The organism is Streptomyces sp. NBC_00353 (genome assembly GCF_036108815.1).
Classification (GTDB): Bacteria; Actinomycetota; Actinomycetes; order Streptomycetales; family Streptomycetaceae; genus Streptomyces.
The window spans coordinates 4,518,251-4,535,822 of record NZ_CP107985.1 but is presented as its reverse complement, the minus strand read 5'-3'; the positions used below and the strand labels follow the sequence as shown (position 1 = coordinate 4,535,822).

Here is a 17,572-nt window from a genome sequence, read left to right as displayed (position 1 = left end):
GGCACTATGACTGCCCAGATTCTCGATGGCAAGGCCACCGCAGCCGCGATCAAGTCCGATCTGACCGTCCGCGTGGCGGCCCTCAAGGCGCAGGGCATCACCCCTGGCCTGGGAACCCTGCTCGTCGGGGACGACCCGGGCAGCAGGTGGTACGTGAACGGCAAGCACCGCGACTGCGCGCAGGTCGGCATCGGCTCCATCCAGCGCGAACTCCCCGACACCGCCACCCAGGAGGAGATCGAGGACGTCGTACGGGAGCTCAACGCCAACCCCGACTGCACGGGGTACATCGTGCAGCTTCCCCTCCCCAAGGGCATCGACACCAACCGTGTCCTGGAACTGATGGACCCGGTCAAGGACGCCGACGGTCTGCACCCGATGAACCTCGGCCGGCTCGTCCTGAACGAGACGGGCCCGCTGCCGTGCACCCCGCAGGGCGTCGTCCAGCTGCTCCGCCACCACGACGTCGAGATCAACGGGGCGCACGTCGTGGTCGTCGGCCGCGGTGTCACCATCGGCCGCTCGATCCCGCTGCTGCTGACCCGTAAGTCCGAGAACGCCACCGTCACCCAGTGCCACACCGGCACGCGTGACCTCGCCGCCCAGCTCAAGCAGGCCGACATCATCGTCGCCGCCGCGGGTTCGCCGCACATCATCAGGCCCGAGTACGTGAAGCCGGGCGCGGCCGTGCTCGACGTCGGCGTCAGCCGGGACGAGGAGGGGAAGATCGTCGGCGATGTGCACCCCGGGGTGGCCGAGGTCGCCGCGTGGATCTCCCCGAACCCGGGCGGTGTCGGCCCGATGACCCGTGCCCAGCTGCTCGTCAACGTGGTCGAGGCGGCCGAGCGCGATGCGGCCGCCGCGGCTTCCGTCTCCGCCGACTGAGCCGACCGACCTGATCCGGAAGGAACCTCATGGGTGCTGGTACGAGTCCGGCCGACCCGGCCGCTGCGGCGGACCGGACGATTCCGGTGCCGCCGGGCGGAGGCGCGCGCGGTGCGGATGAGCGTGCCGAGGGCGTGCCGGGCGAGGGCGTGAGCGCTGCGGTCGAGGGCCCGGACGCCGGGCCTGCGGGCGAAGAGGCTACGGATGCCGAAGTCGCGGATGGCGAAACCAGTGCCGAAGCGACGGCCGAAGCCGCGGGCGTCGGCTCCGGCAGCAGCGACCCCGCTGCCGGCGAACCCGCCCCCGGCGACTCCGTTCCCAGCGGTGGTCCGCCTGTCGGGCCCCGCCCGTCGCGACGGTTCCCCTCGTTCACCCGGGACACTGCGCGCCCCGAGGGCGGCGGCAGGGCGGCGTCCGGGGACGCGCCGGCCCCGGCCCGCCAGTGGCCGCTGCTCGCCGTGCTCTGCACGGCCGGGATCGGCCTGCTGATCGTGGCCGTCAACCCCTTCGCCGAGGCCTTCAGGATCGGCACGATACTGATCGGCGTCGCTCTCATCGGTGGAGCCGTGCTGCGCTGCGTGGTCCCCTCGGTGGGCATGCTGGCGGTCCGTTCCCGGTTCACCGACCTGGTGACGTACGGACTGCTGGGCGTTCTGATCGTGCTGCTCGCACTCGTGGCGCAGCCCAAGCCGTGGCTGGACGTACCGTTCCTGGAGCACGCGGTCCGCTTCACGATCCGCTGACTCCCGTACGGCGCCCGGTACGTCCGGCGCCGAGTGCGTCCAGGACGCCGCGTACTCCTCGTAACGCCGAACCGGCCCCCTCGCCACCCGCACCGGGTGCGAGGGGGCCGCGGCTTTTGGGCAGCGGACCGTGGCCATCTATCTCGATGTCGAGTATCTTGGCGTCGAGATAAATTGACCGAAGCGCGGAAGGGACGTTCCACTCCATGGTCAAGATCAAGGTGGTCAACCCCGTCGTCGAGCTCGACGGTGACGAGATGACCCGCATCATCTGGTCCTTCATCAAGGACAAGCTGATCCTCCCGTACCTCGATGTCGAGCTGAAGTACTTCGATCTGGGCATCGAGCACCGCGACGCCACCAACGACCAGGTCACGGTCGACGCCGCCCACGCCATCAAGCAGTACGGCGTAGGGGTCAAGTGCGCCACGATCACGCCGGACGAGGGCCGGGTCGAGGAGTTCGGTCTGAAGGCCATGTACCGCTCGCCGAACGGCACGATCCGCAACATCCTCGGCGGCGTCGTCTTCCGAGAGCCGATCATCATGGAGAACGTGCCGCGGCTCGTCCCGGGCTGGACCAAGCCCATCGTCGTCGGCCGTCACGCCTTCGGCGACCAGTACCGTGCCACCGACCTGAAGATCCCGGGCCCGGGCACGCTCACCATGACGTTCACCCCGAAGGACGGCTCCGAGCCGGTCGAGGTCGAGGTCCACGAGTTCCCGGACGCCGGCGTCGCACTGTCGATGTACAACCACGACGAGTCGATCCGCGACTTCGCGCGCACCTCGTTCCGCTACGGCCTGGACCGCGGGTACCCGGTGTACATGTCCACGAAGAACACGATCCTCAAGAAGTACGACGGCCGCTTCAAGGACATCTTCCAGGAGGTCTTCGACGCCGAGTTCGGTGCGGAGTTCGCGAAGGCCGGACTCACCTACGAGCACCGTCTGATCGACGACATGGTCGCCTCGGCGCTCAAGTGGGAGGGCGGCTACGTCTGGGCGTGCAAGAACTACGACGGTGACGTCCAGTCCGACATTGTGGCGCAGGGCTTCGGCTCGCTCGGCCTGATGACGTCGGTCCTCATGTCGCCCGACGGCAGGACCGTCGAGGCGGAGGCCGCACACGGCACGGTCACCCGCCACTACCGCCGGCACCAGCAGGGCAGGGCGACGTCGACCAACCCGATCGCGTCGGTCTTCGCCTGGACCCGCGGTCTCGCGCACCGCGGCAAGCTGGACGGCACGCCCGAGGTCATCACGTTCGCCGAGGCACTGGAGAGGGTCTGCGTCGAGACCGTCGAGGGCGGCCGGATGACAAAGGACCTGGCGCTGCTGATCTCCGAGGACGCCCCCTGGCTGACCACGGAACAGTTCCTGGACGCGCTGGACGTCAACCTGCAGAAGGAGATGGCATCCCGCTGAGTCCTGCCCGAGCGGGCCTGGCTTCCGCGCGGCGGCCTGCCGCCCGCCAGGTGGTGTCCGTCCCCTCCCCCGAGAAGGGACGGACACCGGCGGCCGGGGCCCGCAGGAGCGAAGGAGCTCCGGAAAGTGGTGACTTGAGCGGCCTTGCCCCGACCCGGATCCAGCCTCGTCGAGGAGGAACGACGGTTCAAGGAAACCCTGTGGCCTGTGGCACGGAAGTGACCATTCCGCCACGGTGTGATCGCCGCGCAACGGTGGCAGACCGGCACGGCAACGCAGCGCGGGGCAGGGGGCGCTCGACGGTGCGAGCCGAACTCCCGAATGACTCGGTGCGCTCTCTTTCCAGGAACTGACCGGCTGCCTTTGTGCATCCTCCTGGGTAGTCCGGAACGGTAGACCGCCGTATCGGGACAAGGGGGGAACGACAGAGCGGGGCACATCACGCACGTTCGGGGGAATTGAGGGGGAAGTAATGCCTCGTTGGAAGGCACTACCGGATGAACTCGATCCACAGGTCAGGGAGTTTGCCGGCCAGCTCCGCAGACTCATCGACCGCAGTGGTCTGAGCATCGCCGCGGTTGCTGACCGCACGGGCTACAGCAAGACCTCGTGGGAGCGCTATCTGAACGGCCGGCTGCTCGCGCCCAAAGGGGCGATCGTCGCTCTCGCCGAGGCCACGGATACCGATCAGGTGCACCTGACGACCATGTGGGAGCTGGCGGAGCGGGCCTGGAGCCGCGCCGAGATGCGCCACGACATGACGATGGAGGGCATCCGGATCGCCCAGGCGCGCGCGGCGCTGGGCGAGTTCGGGCCGAGTCCGGTGGGCCATGGCGGGAGCCGCCGCTCAGCGGTCACCGGCACAGCCACGGACGCGGATACGGACCGGGGCGCGGGTGGAAGCGACGGGGGCCGCGCACCGTCCGTACCGATTCAGCGCGGGACGTCCCCGCGCGTGCCGCAGCAGTCACAGGCGCGCCCGGGTGCCGGATACACAGACACATACGGATCCGCTGCAGGGGGACGGCCGCCGCAGCCACCGCAGCCGCAACAAGGCGGCGGTCCGCGGAAGCCGGTCGACCGCCGCAAGCTCACCGTGTTCCTCGCCGGCGTGGTGGGCGCGCTGATGGTGATAGCCGCCGCGGTACTCCTGACCGGCCCGGGCGGTGACGACAACGACAGGAAGGACGCCGCCACCCCGTCGGCGTCGCCGAGCCCGAGCGCGCCCGAGCTGCCGGACGGCGTCAGGTGCAGCGGTGCCGACTGCACGGGGAAGGACCCGGAGGACATGGGGTGCGGCGGCGGGTTCGCCCGTACGGCCGAAAGTGTCACGGTCGGCGGAAGTCTCGTCGAGGTGCGCTACAGCGAGACGTGTGCCGCGGCGTGGGCCCGGATCACCAGGGCCACTCCGGGCGACACGGTCCGGATCACCGCAGGCGCGGACGCGGGGCAGCGCGGCGCGGTGGACGCCGGCACGGACACGGACGCGTACACCCCCATGGTCGCCGTCAAGAAGGCCGCGGACGCCAGGGCCTGCGCGACGCTCGCGTCCGGGGCGAAGGGGTGCACCACCGACTCTGCCGGATGAGACGCGGGTCGCGATGAGCGGTGCGTGACCGGTTGTGTGCGGTGCCACAGGGGGCCGGGCGGCCGGGAGGTTCCGGGTCGGATAGCCTGATCGCTGGATATCTCTTCACATCAAGATTCAGGGGATATCCAGCACCAGGGGCAGGGACCCCCACCGCCAGCTGTCTAACGGAGATCGCCATGACCCGCACTCCCGTGAATGTCACCGTGACCGGCGCAGCCGGCCAGATCGGCTACGCGCTGCTCTTCCGCATCGCCTCCGGCCACCTGCTCGGCCCGGACGTGCCGGTCAACCTGCGCCTCCTGGAGATCCCGCAGGGTCTGAAGGCCGCCGAGGGCACCGCGATGGAGCTCGACGACTGCGCCTTCCCGCTGCTGCGCAACATCGAGATCACGGACGACGCCAACGTCGGCTTCGCCGGTGCCAACGTCGCTCTGCTCGTCGGCGCCCGCCCCCGTACGAAGGGCATGGAGCGCGGCGACCTGCTCTCCGCCAACGGTGGCATCTTCAAGCCGCAGGGCAAGGCGATCAACGACAACGCCGCGGACGACATCAAGGTCCTCGTCGTCGGCAACCCGGCCAACACCAACGCGCTCATCGCGCAGGCCGCCGCCCCGGACGTACCGGCCGAGCGCTTCACCGCGATGACCCGTCTGGACCACAACCGCGCGATCTCGCAGCTGGCCGCCAAGACCGGCGCCGCCGTCTCCGACATCAAGAAGCTGACGATCTGGGGCAACCACTCGGCGACCCAGTACCCGGACATCTTCCACGCGGAGGTGGCCGGCAAGAACGCCGCCGAGCTCGTCAACGACGAGGCGTGGCTGGCGGACACCTTCATCCCGACCGTCGCCAAGCGCGGCGCCGCGATCATCGAGGCCCGTGGCGCGTCCTCGGCCGCCTCGGCCGCCAACGCCGCCATCGACCACGTGTACACCTGGGTCAACGGCACCGCCCCCGGCGACTGGACCTCGATGGGTATCCCGTCGGACGGTTCCTACGGTGTGCCCGAGGGCCTCATCTCGTCCTTCCCGGTCACCACGAAGGACGGCAAGTACGAGATCGTCCAGGGCCTGGACATCAACGAGTTCTCCCGCACGCGCATCGACGCGTCGGTGCAGGAGCTCGCCGAGGAGCGCGACGCGGTTCGCGAGCTCGGTCTGATCTGATCCGTACGCCTCCTGGCGCGTACCTCACCGCCCCCGGCAGCAGTCGCTGCCGGGGGCGGCTGCGTTCGCAGATGGCCGTCGGCGGGAACGGCCGTGGGTGGGAACTGCGGACACGGTCCGGGCAGTCTGGGCTGTCATGCGCGTGACGATGATTCTTCCGGCCCTGACCGAGGCGACCAGCCCGCTCTTCCGGCCCATCAAGTACTCGCTCTTCCCGCCGCTCGGCCTGGCGACCCTCGCCGGCTACCTGGATCCGGACGACGAGGTGACGCTCCTCGACGAGCATGTCGAACGGGTCGACATCGAGGCGCTCGACAGCCCCGATCTGCTGGTCGTCCAGCCGTACATCACCTCCGCCCGGCGCAGCTACGAGATAGCCGACCACTTCCGTGCCCGGGGTGTCCACGTCGCCATGGGCGGCCTCCATGTGACCTCTCTCCCGGACGAGGCGGCGGCGCACGCCGACACGATCTTCACCGGGCCTGGGGAGGACACCTGGCCGCTGTTCCTGAAGGAGTTCCGGGACGGCGTGCCGGGCCGCCGGTACGACTCCAAGCTGCGCACCCTGGCCGGACTGCCGCCCGTACGACGGGACCTGATCAAGCGGAACCTGTATCTGGTGCCCAACTCGATCGTCGTCTCGCGCGGCTGCCCGCACCACTGCGACTTCTGCTACAAGGACGCGTTCTTCGAGGGCGGCAAGTCCTTCTACACCCAGGCCGTCGACGACGCTCTCGCCGAGATCGAGCGGCTGCCCGGCAAGCACCTGTACTTCCTCGACGATCATCTGCTCGGCAACCGGCGTTTCGCCGAGGCGCTCTTCGACGGGATGGCCGGCACGGGGCGGCTCTGGCAGGCGGCCGGCACCGTGAAGTCCGTACTCCAGCCGGACCTGCTGGAGCGGGCCGTGGACGCGGGCCTGCGCAGCCTGTTCGTCGGCTTCGAGACCGTCAACAGCGCGAATCTCGCCGAACGCCGCAAGGACCAGAACATCGGCAAGGACTACGCGGCCGCCGTCCGCCGGCTCCATGACGCCGGTGTCATGGTCAACGCCAGCTTCGTCTTCGGCCTCGACCACGACGGCCCGGACGTCTTCGACCGGACGGTGGAGTGGGCCGTCGAGCAGGGCATCGAGACGGCCACCTTTCACATCATGACGCCGTATCCGTCCACCGGCCTGTGGAAGCAGATGGAGGCCGAGAACCGGATCGTCCACCGGGACTGGGATCTCTACGACACCCGCCATGTCGTCCACCGTCCGAAGGGGATGACCGCGCGTCAGCTGGAGGACGGCTACTGGCGTGCGTACCGGGACTTCTACCGCTGGTCGAACATCTGGCGCGGCGCGGCCGCGCAGCCGGGCACGCACGAGCGGCTGAGGCACCTGGCGTACGCGGGCGGCTGGAAGAAGTTCGAACCCGCCTGGGACGCCCTGATCCGCTCCCGCAACGTGGTGCGGGCCATGCCGATGCTGGAACGGACCCTGGCTGCCTTCGGCGGCCGACAGGCCCACGGCTAGGGCCCGGCGGGCTCGGTGCGCGGACGGCGGGAGGCTACAGCGCGTGCAGCCGGTCGGCGATCTCACGGAGGGCTGCCATGGCCTGGCGCTGCAGCCCTGGGCCGAACGTGATCCGGGTGGCGCCCAGTTCGCCGAGGCGGCGCGAGGTCGGGCCGTCCGGCAGGGCGAAGACGTTGAGCGGGGCCGGGATGGCGGCGGCCAGGCGGGGAAGGGACTCGGGCGGCGCGGCGATCGGGTAGACGCAGTCCACACCGGCTGCCGCATACAGCCGGCCTCGAGCGATCGTCTCCGTCTCCGGGTCGGTGCCGTCCGGGACGCCGCGCACGTACGTGTCGACGCGAGCGTTGACGAAGAGCTGATCCCCCGCGACCGCACGTACCTCCGCCAGCCGGTCCGCATGCCGCTGCGGGTCCGTCAGGACGCCGTCGGCCGAGTCCTCCAGGTTGCAGCCGACCGCACCGGTGTCGAGGAGCCGTTCCACGAGTTCCTTCGGTGGCAGCCCGTAACCGGCCTCGATGTCCGCCGAGACGGGTACGGGAACGGCGCGCACGATCCGGGCCACGGCCGCGAACATCTCGGCGGCGGGCGCCGCCCCGTCCTCGTACCCGAGCGAGGCCGCGACCCCGGCGCTCGGCGTGGCGAGCGCCGGGAAGCCGGCGTCGGCGAAGACACGGGCGCTCGCGGCGTCCCATGGGCCGGGGAGGACCAGCGGGTCTCCGGGGGTGCGGCCGTGGTGCAGGTCGCGGAAGGCGGAGACGGTCATCGCAGGGCTCCCGGGAGGGGTGAGGCGGAGGAGGGGCAGCGCGGCGGCGCAGCGACGTTGCTCGGTCCGGGTCAGTGCTTCGTGTCGGTGGGAGCGTAGTGGCCGGGGACCATACGAGTGGCCACGGAGAACCGGTTCCAGGCGTTGATCACTGTGATGGCGGCGATCAGCTGGGCCAGCTCGGCCTCCTCGAAGTGTTTTGCGGCCTTCTCGTACACGTCGTCCGGCACGAAACCGTCGGTCAGGACCGTCACGGCCTCCGTCAGCTCGATCGCCGCGATCTCCTTCTCCGTGTAGAAGTGCCGCGACTCCTCCCACGCGCTGAGCTGGATGATCCGCTCGATCGACTCGCCCGCCGCGAGCGCGTCCTTGGTGTGCATGTCGAGGCAGAACGCGCAGTGGTTGAGCTGCGAGGAACGGATCTTCACCAGCTCGGCGAGGATCGGGTCCAGGCCCTTACGGGATGCCGTCTCCAGCCGGACCATGGCCTTGAAGACATCGGGGGCGAGCTCGGCCCACTGCATGCGGGGGCTGTGTTCGGGGGCGTAGTCGGAGGTCGGGTGGTGGTGCTCGTTCGTAGTCATGTCTATGACGCTACGGGGCGGATGGCGCAGGAGTATGGTCCATTTACATGACGGATTCCTGGGCCACTTTCGGAGCCGACCTGCACATCGACCCGGCAGGTGCGGCGGGGCTGCGGGCCGGGTTGATGAACGCGCTGCGGGAGGCCGTACGGACCGGGCGGCTGACGCCCGGGACCCGGCTGCCCTCGTCCCGCACGCTCGCCGCCGACCTGGGGATCGCCCGGAACACCGTGGCCGACGCCTACGCCGAGCTGGTCGCCGAGGGCTGGCTCACCGCCCGGCAGGGTTCGGGCACCCGGGTCGCGCAGCGGGCCGAGCCACGTCGACCGGCTGCGACGGCGCCGCGCTCCCGGCCGGTGCGGCGCCGGCCCGCCTACAGCTTGATGCCCGGCTCGCCCGACCTGTCGACGTTCCCGCGCGCCGACTGGCTCAAGGCGGCCCGGCGCGCCCTGACCGCTGCGCCGAACGACGCCTTCGGGTACGGCGATCCGCGCGGCCGCATCGAGCTGCGCACCGTACTGGCCGACTATCTGGCGCGGGCCCGCGGGGTGTACGCGGCCCCGGAGCGGATCGTGATCTGTTCCGGCTTCCTCCACGGGCTGATGCTGATGGGGAAGGTGTTGCGGAAGCGGCGGGTGCGGGAGGTGGCTGTCGAGTCGTACGGACTGGATGCGCACTGGAATGTGCTCGGGGACGCCGGACTCCGCACGCCCTGCCTGCCGCTCGACGGACTCGGTTCGCGGACCGGGGAGCTGGTCGCGATGCGCGGGGTGGGCGCGGTGCTGATGACTCCCGCGCACCAGTTCCCGACGGGGGTGCCGCTCCATCCCGACCGGCGGGCCGCGGCCGTGGACTGGGCACGGGGTGCGGGCGGTCTGATCCTGGAGGACGACTACGACGGCGAGTTCCGCTACGACCGGCAGCCGGTCGGCGCCCTCCAGGGCCTCGACCCGGAACGGGTCGTCTATATGGGGACGACCAGCAAGTCCCTGGCGCCGGGGCTGCGACTGGCCTGGATGGTGCTGCCGCAGGAACTGGTGAAGGAGGTGGCCGAGGCGAAGGGCGACATCGACTGGATGTCGAGCGCGCCGGACCAGCTGACGCTCGCGGAGTTCATCGAGTCCGGTGCATACGACCGTCATGTGCGCTCGATGAGGCTGCGCTACCGGCGCCGCCGCGACCAGCTCGTCGCGGCGCTCGCGGAACAGGCGCCCGCACTCCGCATCAGCGGGATCGCCGCCGGTCTGCACGCCGTCCTCGAACTCCCGGACGGCAGCGAGCGATCGGTGATCCGGGCCGCGGCCTTCCAGGGGCTGGCCCTGGAAGGCATGGCCCGCTTCCGGCACGCGGACGCGGAGGCCGGAAAGGACGCACTGGTCATCAGCTTCGGCGCCCCGACCGACAGCGCCTGGACGGGCGCTCTGGAAGCACTCTGCCGGGTGCTGCCGTAGTAACCGGGGCCCCAACCGGCACCCTCGCCCGCACCTGCCGTCCGCGCGCCCTGCCGTCAGTACCCGTGTGCTCCGGCGCCGCGACCTCGACCACCCCGAAACGGCATCCCGCCCCAGCCCCAGTACCAGGGTTCCCGCCTCCCCGGGCGGCCATCTAATCTGACCGACGGTCCTATGACTGGAACGGAACGATGGGGGAGACGGAAGCATGTCCAAGCGCAGAGTGAGGTCGAGCACGGTGGTGCTCGGCTCCATGGGGGTTCTCGCGGCGGCGATCACCTCGTGCGGATCGGAACCGGACAAGCGGTGTGTGGACCCGGTGACCCACTCCAAGCTGCCGAGTTACGAGTGCAAGAGCAGTAGTGGCAACGGCACTTACTACTACGGCGGCAGCTCCAAGGGCGGCAAGGTCCAGGGCGGTAGTTTCGACAAGTCCGCCGTCGATCGCGGCGGCTTCGGCTGCTCCGGTACGGGCGGCGGCTGACCGGCCATGGAACGCCGCACCACCGAACCGCGCCCCGGCTGGCAGGAGACCGTCGAGGAGCAGGGGATCGTCTATCCGCTGACCCGTTACCCGGACGGATCGCTGCGCCCCTACTGGGACGAGAGCGCCTACTACGTCTTCTCGCTGCCCGAGGTCGAGGCGCTGGAGGACGTGGTCGAGGAGCTGCACACGATGTGCCTGGCTGCCGCCGCGCACATCGTCGAGCAGGACCGCTTCGCCGACCTCGGCATCACCGACCGGCGACTGGCCGCTCTGATCACCGAGTCGTGGCGGCGTCGCGCCGAACTGCCGTCCCTGTACGGCCGGTTCGACCTGAGCTACGACGGAACCGGCCCGGCGAAGATGCTGGAGTACAACGCCGACACCCCCACCTCACTCGTGGAGGCGGCCAGTGCCCAGTGGTTCTGGATGGAGGACCGCTTCCCGGACGCCGACCAGTGGAACTCCCTTCACGAACGCCTCGTCGCGGCATGGAAGCGGCAGGCCGCACTGCTGCCACCGGGGCCGCTGCATTTCGCCCACTCCGAGGGGGACGAACTCGGCGAGGACCTGATGACGGTCGCGTATCTCCGCGAGACCGCCGAACAGGCCGGGCTCGACACGGAGGCGCTCTCCGTGGAAAAGATCGGCTGGGACCGGCTGACCGGACGGTTCGTCGACGACCGGCTCCGCTTCATCCGTAGCTGCTTCAAGCTCTACCCGTGGGAGTGGCTGGCGACCGATCGCTTCGGCCCCCATGTCCTGGACACCCTCGACAACGGCGGCGGCACGGGCACCACCTGCTGGATCGAGCCCGCCTGGAAGATGCTCCTGTCCAACAAGGCGCTGCTGGCCGTCCTCTGGGAGCTCTATCCGGGGCACCCGAATCTGCTGCCCTCCTATCTCGACGGTCCTCGCGAACTGGCCGGGGACGGGAACGGTGGAGGTGGCATCGGCTATGTCGCCAAGCCACTGCTCGGCCGTGAGGGCGCCGGCGTCACGATCCATGAGCCGGGAAGTCCCGTGGTGACACGGGACGAGCCGTGCTGCTACCAGGAGCTCGCCCCGCTGCCGGACTTCGACGGCAACCGGGTCGTGCTGGGCGCCTGGGTCGTCGAGGACGAGTCCGCGGGGCTCGGCATCCGGGAATCGGCGGGGCTGGTGACGGACGAGTACGCACGCTTCCTGCCTCACGTCATCCTTTAGCGACACCGGTGGGGCCGGCCGCCCCGGCCCCACCGGTCCGGCCCCACCGGTCCGGCGCCGTCAGCCGCGCAGTACTTCGCGCAGTTGCTCCAGGCCCCAGTCCAGGTCCTCCTTGCTGATCACCAGAGGCGGAGCGATCCGGATCGTCGAACCGTGGGTGTCCTTGACCAGCACCCGGCGGTCCATCAGCTTCTCGGAGACCTCCCGACCCGTGCCATGACCCGGGGCGATGTCGACTCCCGCCCACAGCCCGCGGCCCCGCACCGTCTCCACCGCGCCGCCACCCACCATCAGTCCCAGCTCCTGATGGAGGTGGTCGCCCAACTCCGTGGCCCGCTGCTGGAACTCGCCGGTGCGCAGCATCGCGATGACCTCCAGCGCGACCGCACAGGCGAGAGGGTTGCCGCCGAACGTCGAGCCGTGCTCACCCGGCCGGTACACCCCGAGCACCGCGGCCGACGAGACCACGGCCGACACCGGTACCACGCCGCCGCCCAGCGCCTTGCCGAGCACATACATGTCCGGCACGACACCCTCGTGCTCGCAGGCGAAGGTCTTGCCCGTCCGGCCCAGACCCGACTGGATCTCGTCCGCGATGAAGAGCACATCCCGCTCGCGGGTCAGCTCGCGCACCCGTGGGAGGTAGCCGGGCGGTGGCACCAGCACCCCGGCCTCGCCCTGGATCGGCTCCAGCAGCACCGCCACGGTGTTGTCCGTCATCGCCGCACGCAGCGCGGTCAGGTCCCCGTACGGCACGATCTCGAACCCCGGCGTGTAGGGGCCGAAGTCCGTCCGCGCCTCCTGGTCCGTGGAGAAACTGATGATGGTCGTCGTCCGGCCGTGGAAGTTGTTCGACGCAACGATGATCTTCGCCATGCCGTCCGGGACGCCCTTCACCCGGTAACCCCACTTGCGGGCGGTCTTCACCGCGGTCTCCACGGCCTCCGCCCCGGTGTTCATGGGCAGCACCATCTCCATGCCGCACAACTCGGCGAGCTGCGTACAGAAGTCGGCGAACCGGTCGTGATGGAAGGCGCGCGAGGTCAGGGTCACCCGGTCCAGCTGTGCCTTGGCCGCCTCGATCAGGCGTCGGTTGCCATGTCCGAAGTTGAGCGCCGAGTAGCCCGCGAGCATGTCGAGATAGCGCCGGCCTTCGACATCGGTCATCCAGGCGCCTTCCGCCGAGGCGACGACGACCGGAAGCGGATGGTAGTTGTGCGCGCTGTGCGCCTCGGCGGAGGCGATGGCGGTTTCCGTGGTCGACACGGGATCTCCGTTCGTCGTGCGGCGTGGGCTGGGGTGCTGCCCACTTTGTATCGTCGGTCGGATCTCCGGGGAGGAAACCTTCAATCCATGGCGCGCCCGTGAGATAGCGCAGTCAGAGATCCAGGAGCTCCTGACGTGGGCCGCTCTCGCGGCCGCCGCCCCAGCCTCCGCCACCCCCGCCGTCACCACTCCGGCGAGCTGCCAGGGGGCGCAGGGCCAGAGCGAGCGCCGCCCCCGCCACCAGCCCGGGTACGGCCCACCACACGCCGTTGAAGCGGTCGGAGGAGCCGGAGGCCCTGGCGGTGTCCGCAGAGGCCGACGGGGGAGCGGACGGGGAAGTCTCCGGTTCCGACGCGAGGCCGGCCAGCGGGTCCATCGGGGCGGACATCTTCTTGTTGTCCCAGGCCTGTGGGAACACCCTCGCGTACGCGTCCTGGTTGCTCGTCCTCCCCATCAGCCCGAGCTCCGTGAACAGCTTGACCAGCCCCGCCGGATCCTTCGCCCGGTGCCAGTACCCGCGGAAGGTATAGGGGACTTCGGACGCCGTGTGTATCCATATGGTGTCCGGATCGTCGCCCGGGAAGACGCGGTCGGTCCGCATCGGCTCCAGATCCAGGACCATCCAGGTCACATTGATCTGCCGGGTCCCCATCGCCGCGTCCATGCTCTGCGGCCGCTGCTTGGCGCCCTTTCCGGCCGGGCCCAGCAGGGCCTCCAGCTCGGCGAATCTCGGATCCGAGACGGAGAGTGCGGTTGCCTCCCCGCTGTCGGGCGAAGAGACGAGCACGGTCGTCGATCCGCCTGCCACCGCACCCGGTGCGAGGCAGAGACTCAGCCCCCACACCACCGCCAGCACGGCCGACAGCCGCAGGAACCGGGCCCCCGGCCGCCGTCTGAACCGGCCCTCCTGCCGTTGCACGGAACGCAGCCGCGGCCCTCGCGCCGACAGGCTTCCTGGCTTTCCCATGACGTCCCCTTTTGTGCTGTCGTCCTGTGCGCTACGGCCCGTCCGTACCGCGTCACTTCTGGTACACCGCTCGAGCCCCGAAGGTTCCGCTCCGGCGCCCACCGATCCCAGGCCTATCGATCGTCGGCCCGACCGAGCGTGGACCTGGCCACCGCGCGGGCCCGCTCCCGCGCGTCCACGCCCTCCAGCCGCAGTGTCAGCCGATCGTCCTTGACCCACAACAGGGTGGGCCCAGCCGTCCGTTGCGACCGCGTCCACCGGTTGCCGTCCCCGTCGACCATGCCGAAGCGCAGCACATGAGGCCGGGCGAACCACAGCCCGTCCACCCGGCCGCCCCGGCCGTCATGGACCTTCAGCCACTCCGGCTGCTCCCGCACCTGCTTCGTGAAGTACGGATCGAGCCTCGACAAGAACTCGTCGAGCCGTATCGTTCGCCCGTTCTCCCGCCAGCACAGCGTGACCATGGACCGGCCTTCCGGCAGTTCCGTCAGGGCCACCGCGGCCGGTGCGCCGAGCGTCGGCGGTACGACCGGCCGGAAGCCCGACCGCCGTGCCGCCTCCGACAGCGTCACCGGGGTGTCACAGCCAGGCACCGGCTCAGCCGGCCGCTCGGGGGCCGGCGCGGACGGGTCGTACCGCACCTCGACCCCGCCGAAGCCGAACCAGTCCGCGACCGTCGCCCGCACCGGAGGCGTCAGCACCAGCACGACCAGGAGCCCCGAGAGGGCCGCGGCCAGCAGGCGGGCCCGCCTCCGCACCCACGCCCCGGCCCGCTTCAGCCGCCCCGGAGGAACGGGGACGGGCGCCGGGACCGCCTCCGCGACGATCTGCGCCAGCACCCGCTCCGCCATCGTCAGCCCGGCGCCCTCCGGATCCTGCTCCGGCACACCCATCCCGCGCCCCAGCGCCAGCAGCTCCGCCCGCAGGCGCGCCCGGTCACCGTCGCGCCCTCGCTCAGCGTCACTCATGCCCCTCACCCCCTCCCGCCTCTCGCCTGTCCGTCCCTCGACCGTCCGCAGTCGTCCCGAGCTTCTTCTCCAGCTTTTTCAGGGCGCGGTTCAGCCGGGACTTCACCGTCCCCCGTGGCCAGCCCAGGGCCTGTGCCGTCTCCGCCTCGTCCATCTCCAGCAGGTAGCGGTACGTGACGACCCGCCGATGCTCCTCGCTCAGCTCGTCGAGCGCGGCTGTCAGCAGCGTCCGCCGTTCCTCCGCGAGCGCCGCCACCGCCGGATCCGCCGACTCCGGTATCACCGGATCGGCGCCCCGCAGTATCGCCTCGCGCCCGGCCACCGCCCGCGCCCGGCCCGCCGACCGGACTGTGTTCCTCGTCTCATTCACCACGATCCGCAGCAGCCAAGGCCGGAATGCCGCCCCCTCCCGGAAACGGCCCAGCGACTGGTACGCCTTGAAGAACGCCGACTGCACCACATCCTCGGCGTCGGGCCCCGCCCCGAAGGCGACCGCGGCCCGCAGGGCGACGCCTGTGTGGGCACGCACGAGCTGCGCGTATGCCTCCGCCTCCCCGGCGCGCACACGAGCGATCACCGCCGCCTCGCCCTCGGCCGGCGCTCTCGCCGCCGCCTCGGCCCGGGCCCCGGCCTGCTGCCCGGCCCGCCCCTCCACCTGCCCCTCGGCACGCCCGAGAGCGCGGTCCGTACCCCCGTCGTCGACGGCGCGGCCCCCCTCCCGGCCCCTCTGCAGGGCCCCCTCCTGCGTCCTCACACCTTTCATACACCGGCTGCCGGAGATCGGTTCCGTACCTGAGACAATGAGTTTCATGGCCTCTGAACGCCCCCGCGTGCTCTCCGGAATCCAGCCCACCGCAGGCTCGTTCCACCTCGGCAACTACCTCGGTGCGGTCCGCCAGTGGGTGGCGCTGCAGGAGTCCCACGACGCCTTCTACATGGTCGTGGACCTGCACGCGATCACCATTCCGCAGGACCCCGTCGAGCTTCGTGCGAACACCCGGCTCGCCGCCGCCCAGCTGCTCGCCGCCGGACTCGACCCGGAACGCTGCACGCTCTTCGTCCAGAGCCATGTCCCCGAGCACGCTCAGCTCGGCTGGGTGATGAACTGCCTCACGGGCTTCGGCGAGGCATCCCGGATGACGCAGTTCAAGGACAAGTCCGCAAAGCAGGGCGCCGACCGGGCCACCGTCGGCCTCTTCACCTACCCGGTCCTCCAGGTCGCGGACATCCTGCTGTACCAGGCCAACCAGGTCCCGGTCGGCGAGGACCAGCGCCAGCACATCGAGCTCACCCGCGACCTCGCCGAGCGCTTCAACGCCCGGTTCGGTGAGACCTTCACCATCCCGGACCCGTACATCCTCAAGGAGACGGCGAAGATCTTCGATCTTCAGGACCCGTCGTCCAAGATGAGCAAGTCGGCGGCCACCCCGAAGGGGCTGATCAACCTCCTCGACGAGCCGAAGGCCACGGCCAAGAAGGTCAAGAGCGCGGTCACCGACACGGACACGGTCATCCGCTTCGACCGCGCCGAGAAGCCGGGCGTCAGCAACCTCCTGACCATCTACTCCACCCTCACCGGATCCGGTATCGAGGATCTGGAGCAGAAGTACGAGGGCAAGGGTTACGGTGCGTTGAAGACCGACCTCGCAGAGGTGATGGTCGAGTTCGTCACACCGTTCCGGACCCGCACCCAGGAATACCTCGACGACCCCGAGTCGCTGGACTCGATCCTGGCCAAGGGCGCGGAGAAGGCCCGAGCGGTGGCCGCCGAGACCCTGGCGCTGACCTACGACCGGATGGGCTTTCTGCCCGCGAAGCACTGAGTCCAAGGACCCTGGCGGGACGGTGGCCGCAGGCGGCACACTGGCGACGGGAAACCGACTCCGGTGACGGCGCGAAGCCGGCCATCGACCTTCGAAGATTGAGGAGAACGACGTGGGGACCGTAACGCTCGGCGTTTCGATCGCGGTCCCGGAGCCCTACGGCAGCCTGCTCCAGGAGCGGCGCGCGAGCTTCGGGGACCCTGCCGCATACGGCATTCCCACCCACGTCACCCTTCTCCCGCCGACCGAGGCCGAGGCGGCCGACCTGCCCGCGGTCGAACGGCATCTTGCCCGGATCGCGACCGGCGGCCGCCCCTTTCCGATGCGGCTGTCCGGGACGGGGACCTTCCGGCCCCTGTCGCCGGTCGTCTACGTCCAGGTCGTCGAGGGCGCCTCGGCGTGCGCCTGGCTGCAGAAGCGGGTGCGCGACGCGTCCGGCCCGCTGATGCGCGAGCTGCAGTTCCCGTACCACCCGCACGTGACCGTGGCGCACGACATCGCCGAGGAGGCGATGGACCGGGCGTACGCGGAGCTCTCCGACTACGAGGCGTCCTGGACCTGCGGTTCCTTCGCGCTGTACGAGCAGGGTCCGGACGCCGTCTGGCGCAAGATCAACGAGTTCCCGTTCGGGGCGGAGGGATCCGCTCCCGCGGTACCCGCGCAGGGCGGCAGTTCCGTGGACGAGCCGTCCCTGCAGCCCTGAGGCCGCAGGTGCCGGCCGACCGCGCT

The 17,572-nt window shown here is 70.3% G+C and carries 17 protein-coding genes; 11 read left to right on the top strand and 6 right to left on the bottom strand.

The window, feature by feature from the left end; genetic code table 11:
• The first annotated feature begins 6 nt into the window (after window positions 1-6).
• The 6 genes from OHA88_RS20385 to OHA88_RS20360 all read left to right on the top strand — a co-directional run bounded on the left by OHA88_RS20385 (window position 7) and on the right by OHA88_RS20360 (window position 7,331).
• Window positions 7-885 carry a bifunctional methylenetetrahydrofolate dehydrogenase/methenyltetrahydrofolate cyclohydrolase gene (locus OHA88_RS20385; protein ID WP_328626588.1) on the top strand — a complete coding sequence of 293 codons (879 nt, stop codon included), beginning with the start codon at window positions 7-9 and terminating at the stop codon, window positions 883-885.
• Window positions 886-914: 29 nt separating this feature from the next.
• The gene (locus OHA88_RS20380; protein WP_328626587.1) at window positions 915-1,628 is read left to right on the top strand and encodes a DUF3017 domain-containing protein; all 714 of its coding nucleotides are present in this window, start codon (window positions 915-917) and stop codon (window positions 1,626-1,628) included.
• Window positions 1,629-1,834: 206 nt separating this feature from the next.
• Entirely contained in the window at window positions 1,835-3,055 is a 1,221-nt protein-coding gene (locus tag OHA88_RS20375; protein WP_328626586.1) for an NADP-dependent isocitrate dehydrogenase, read from the top strand.
• Window positions 3,056-3,527: 472 nt separating this feature from the next.
• Window positions 3,528-4,643 carry an XRE family transcriptional regulator gene (locus OHA88_RS20370; RefSeq protein ID WP_328626585.1) on the top strand — a complete coding sequence of 372 codons (1,116 nt, stop codon included), beginning with the start codon at window positions 3,528-3,530 and terminating at the stop codon, window positions 4,641-4,643.
• Window positions 4,644-4,822: 179 nt separating this feature from the next.
• A complete protein-coding gene (locus OHA88_RS20365) occupies window positions 4,823-5,812 on the top strand; it encodes a malate dehydrogenase (protein WP_030914454.1) in 990 nt (329 codons plus the stop codon).
• Between the two features lie 136 nt (window positions 5,813-5,948).
• Window positions 5,949-7,331, top strand: a complete 1,383-nt coding sequence (locus tag OHA88_RS20360; RefSeq protein WP_328626584.1) for a B12-binding domain-containing radical SAM protein — start codon at window positions 5,949-5,951, stop codon at window positions 7,329-7,331.
• Window positions 7,332-7,365: 34 nt separating this feature from the next.
• Here OHA88_RS20360 and OHA88_RS20355 read toward each other — a convergent pair whose 3' ends face one another.
• The gene (locus OHA88_RS20355; RefSeq protein WP_328626583.1) at window positions 7,366-8,094 is read right to left on the bottom strand and encodes an isocitrate lyase/PEP mutase family protein; all 729 of its coding nucleotides are present in this window, start codon (window positions 8,092-8,094) and stop codon (window positions 7,366-7,368) included.
• Between the two features lie 71 nt (window positions 8,095-8,165).
• On the bottom strand, window positions 8,166-8,678 hold the full coding sequence (locus OHA88_RS20350; RefSeq protein ID WP_328626582.1) for a carboxymuconolactone decarboxylase family protein: 513 nt from the start codon (window positions 8,676-8,678) through the stop codon (window positions 8,166-8,168).
• Window positions 8,679-8,725: 47 nt separating this feature from the next.
• Between OHA88_RS20350 and pdxR the strand changes: the two genes are divergently transcribed.
• The 3 genes from pdxR (at window position 8,726) to OHA88_RS20335 (ending at window position 11,819) form a co-directional block, all read left to right on the top strand.
• On the top strand, window positions 8,726-10,129 hold the full coding sequence (gene pdxR / locus OHA88_RS20345) for a MocR-like pyridoxine biosynthesis transcription factor PdxR (protein ID WP_328626581.1): 1,404 nt from the start codon (window positions 8,726-8,728) through the stop codon (window positions 10,127-10,129).
• Window positions 10,130-10,337: 208 nt separating this feature from the next.
• Entirely contained in the window at window positions 10,338-10,613 is a 276-nt protein-coding gene (locus tag OHA88_RS20340) for a hypothetical protein (RefSeq protein ID WP_267002794.1), read from the top strand.
• 6 nt (window positions 10,614-10,619) lie between these two features.
• Window positions 10,620-11,819: a glutathionylspermidine synthase family protein gene (locus OHA88_RS20335; protein ID WP_328626580.1), complete on the top strand. Its 1,200-nt coding sequence runs from the start codon at window positions 10,620-10,622 to the stop codon at window positions 11,817-11,819.
• Between the two features lie 60 nt (window positions 11,820-11,879).
• On the opposite strand, the gene rocD is transcribed toward OHA88_RS20335, so the two are convergent.
• The 4 genes from rocD to OHA88_RS20315 form a co-directional block, all read right to left on the bottom strand.
• A complete protein-coding gene (gene rocD, locus OHA88_RS20330) occupies window positions 11,880-13,085 on the bottom strand; it encodes an ornithine--oxo-acid transaminase (RefSeq protein ID WP_328626579.1) in 1,206 nt (401 codons plus the stop codon).
• A gap of 112 nt (window positions 13,086-13,197) precedes the next feature.
• Window positions 13,198-14,052 (bottom strand): hypothetical protein, encoded by an 855-nt coding sequence (locus OHA88_RS20325; protein WP_328626578.1) that lies wholly within the window; start codon window positions 14,050-14,052, stop codon window positions 13,198-13,200.
• Between the two features lie 113 nt (window positions 14,053-14,165).
• Window positions 14,166-15,020: a hypothetical protein gene (locus tag OHA88_RS20320; protein ID WP_328626577.1), complete on the bottom strand. Its 855-nt coding sequence runs from the start codon at window positions 15,018-15,020 to the stop codon at window positions 14,166-14,168.
• Complete coding sequence (locus tag OHA88_RS20315; protein WP_326608556.1) at window positions 15,013-15,597, bottom strand: RNA polymerase sigma factor; 585 nt, start codon at window positions 15,595-15,597, stop codon at window positions 15,013-15,015. The genes OHA88_RS20320 and OHA88_RS20315 overlap by 8 nt, the downstream gene beginning before the upstream one ends.
• Before the next feature lie 232 nt (window positions 15,598-15,829).
• On the opposite strand from OHA88_RS20315, the gene trpS reads away from it, so the two are divergent.
• Window positions 15,830-16,843, top strand: coding sequence for a tryptophan--tRNA ligase (gene trpS / locus OHA88_RS20310; protein ID WP_326627933.1), 1,014 nt, complete (start codon window positions 15,830-15,832; stop codon window positions 16,841-16,843).
• A gap of 112 nt (window positions 16,844-16,955) precedes the next feature.
• On the top strand, window positions 16,956-17,546 hold the full coding sequence (locus OHA88_RS20305; RefSeq protein WP_328626576.1) for a 2'-5' RNA ligase family protein: 591 nt from the start codon (window positions 16,956-16,958) through the stop codon (window positions 17,544-17,546).
• Window positions 17,547-17,572: the final 26 nt, after the last annotated feature.

What these genes read in the sequence shown, in the direction of transcription:
- OHA88_RS20385 (WP_328626588.1), top strand. Translation starts at nt 7, where the DNA reads ATGACTGCCCAGATTCTCGATGGCAAGGCCACCGCAGCCGCGATCAAG.
- OHA88_RS20380 (WP_328626587.1), top strand. Translation starts at nt 915, where the DNA reads ATGGGTGCTGGTACGAGTCCGGCCGACCCGGCCGCTGCGGCGGACCGG.
- OHA88_RS20375 (WP_328626586.1), top strand. Translation starts at nt 1,835, where the DNA reads ATGGTCAAGATCAAGGTGGTCAACCCCGTCGTCGAGCTCGACGGTGAC.
- OHA88_RS20370 (WP_328626585.1), top strand. Translation starts at nt 3,528, where the DNA reads ATGCCTCGTTGGAAGGCACTACCGGATGAACTCGATCCACAGGTCAGG.
- OHA88_RS20365 (WP_030914454.1), top strand. Translation starts at nt 4,823, where the DNA reads ATGACCCGCACTCCCGTGAATGTCACCGTGACCGGCGCAGCCGGCCAG.
- OHA88_RS20360 (WP_328626584.1), top strand. Translation starts at nt 5,949, where the DNA reads ATGCGCGTGACGATGATTCTTCCGGCCCTGACCGAGGCGACCAGCCCG.
- OHA88_RS20355 (WP_328626583.1), bottom strand. Translation starts at nt 8,094, where the DNA reads ATGACCGTCTCCGCCTTCCGCGACCTGCACCACGGCCGCACCCCCGGA.
- OHA88_RS20350 (WP_328626582.1), bottom strand. Translation starts at nt 8,678, where the DNA reads ATGACTACGAACGAGCACCACCACCCGACCTCCGACTACGCCCCCGAA.
- pdxR (WP_328626581.1), top strand. Translation starts at nt 8,726, where the DNA reads ATGACGGATTCCTGGGCCACTTTCGGAGCCGACCTGCACATCGACCCG.
- OHA88_RS20340 (WP_267002794.1), top strand. Translation starts at nt 10,338, where the DNA reads ATGTCCAAGCGCAGAGTGAGGTCGAGCACGGTGGTGCTCGGCTCCATG.
- OHA88_RS20335 (WP_328626580.1), top strand. Translation starts at nt 10,620, where the DNA reads ATGGAACGCCGCACCACCGAACCGCGCCCCGGCTGGCAGGAGACCGTC.
- OHA88_RS20325 (WP_328626578.1), bottom strand. Translation starts at nt 14,052, where the DNA reads ATGGGAAAGCCAGGAAGCCTGTCGGCGCGAGGGCCGCGGCTGCGTTCC.
- OHA88_RS20320 (WP_328626577.1), bottom strand. Translation starts at nt 15,020, where the DNA reads ATGAGTGACGCTGAGCGAGGGCGCGACGGTGACCGGGCGCGCCTGCGG.
- trpS (WP_326627933.1), top strand. Translation starts at nt 15,830, where the DNA reads ATGGCCTCTGAACGCCCCCGCGTGCTCTCCGGAATCCAGCCCACCGCA.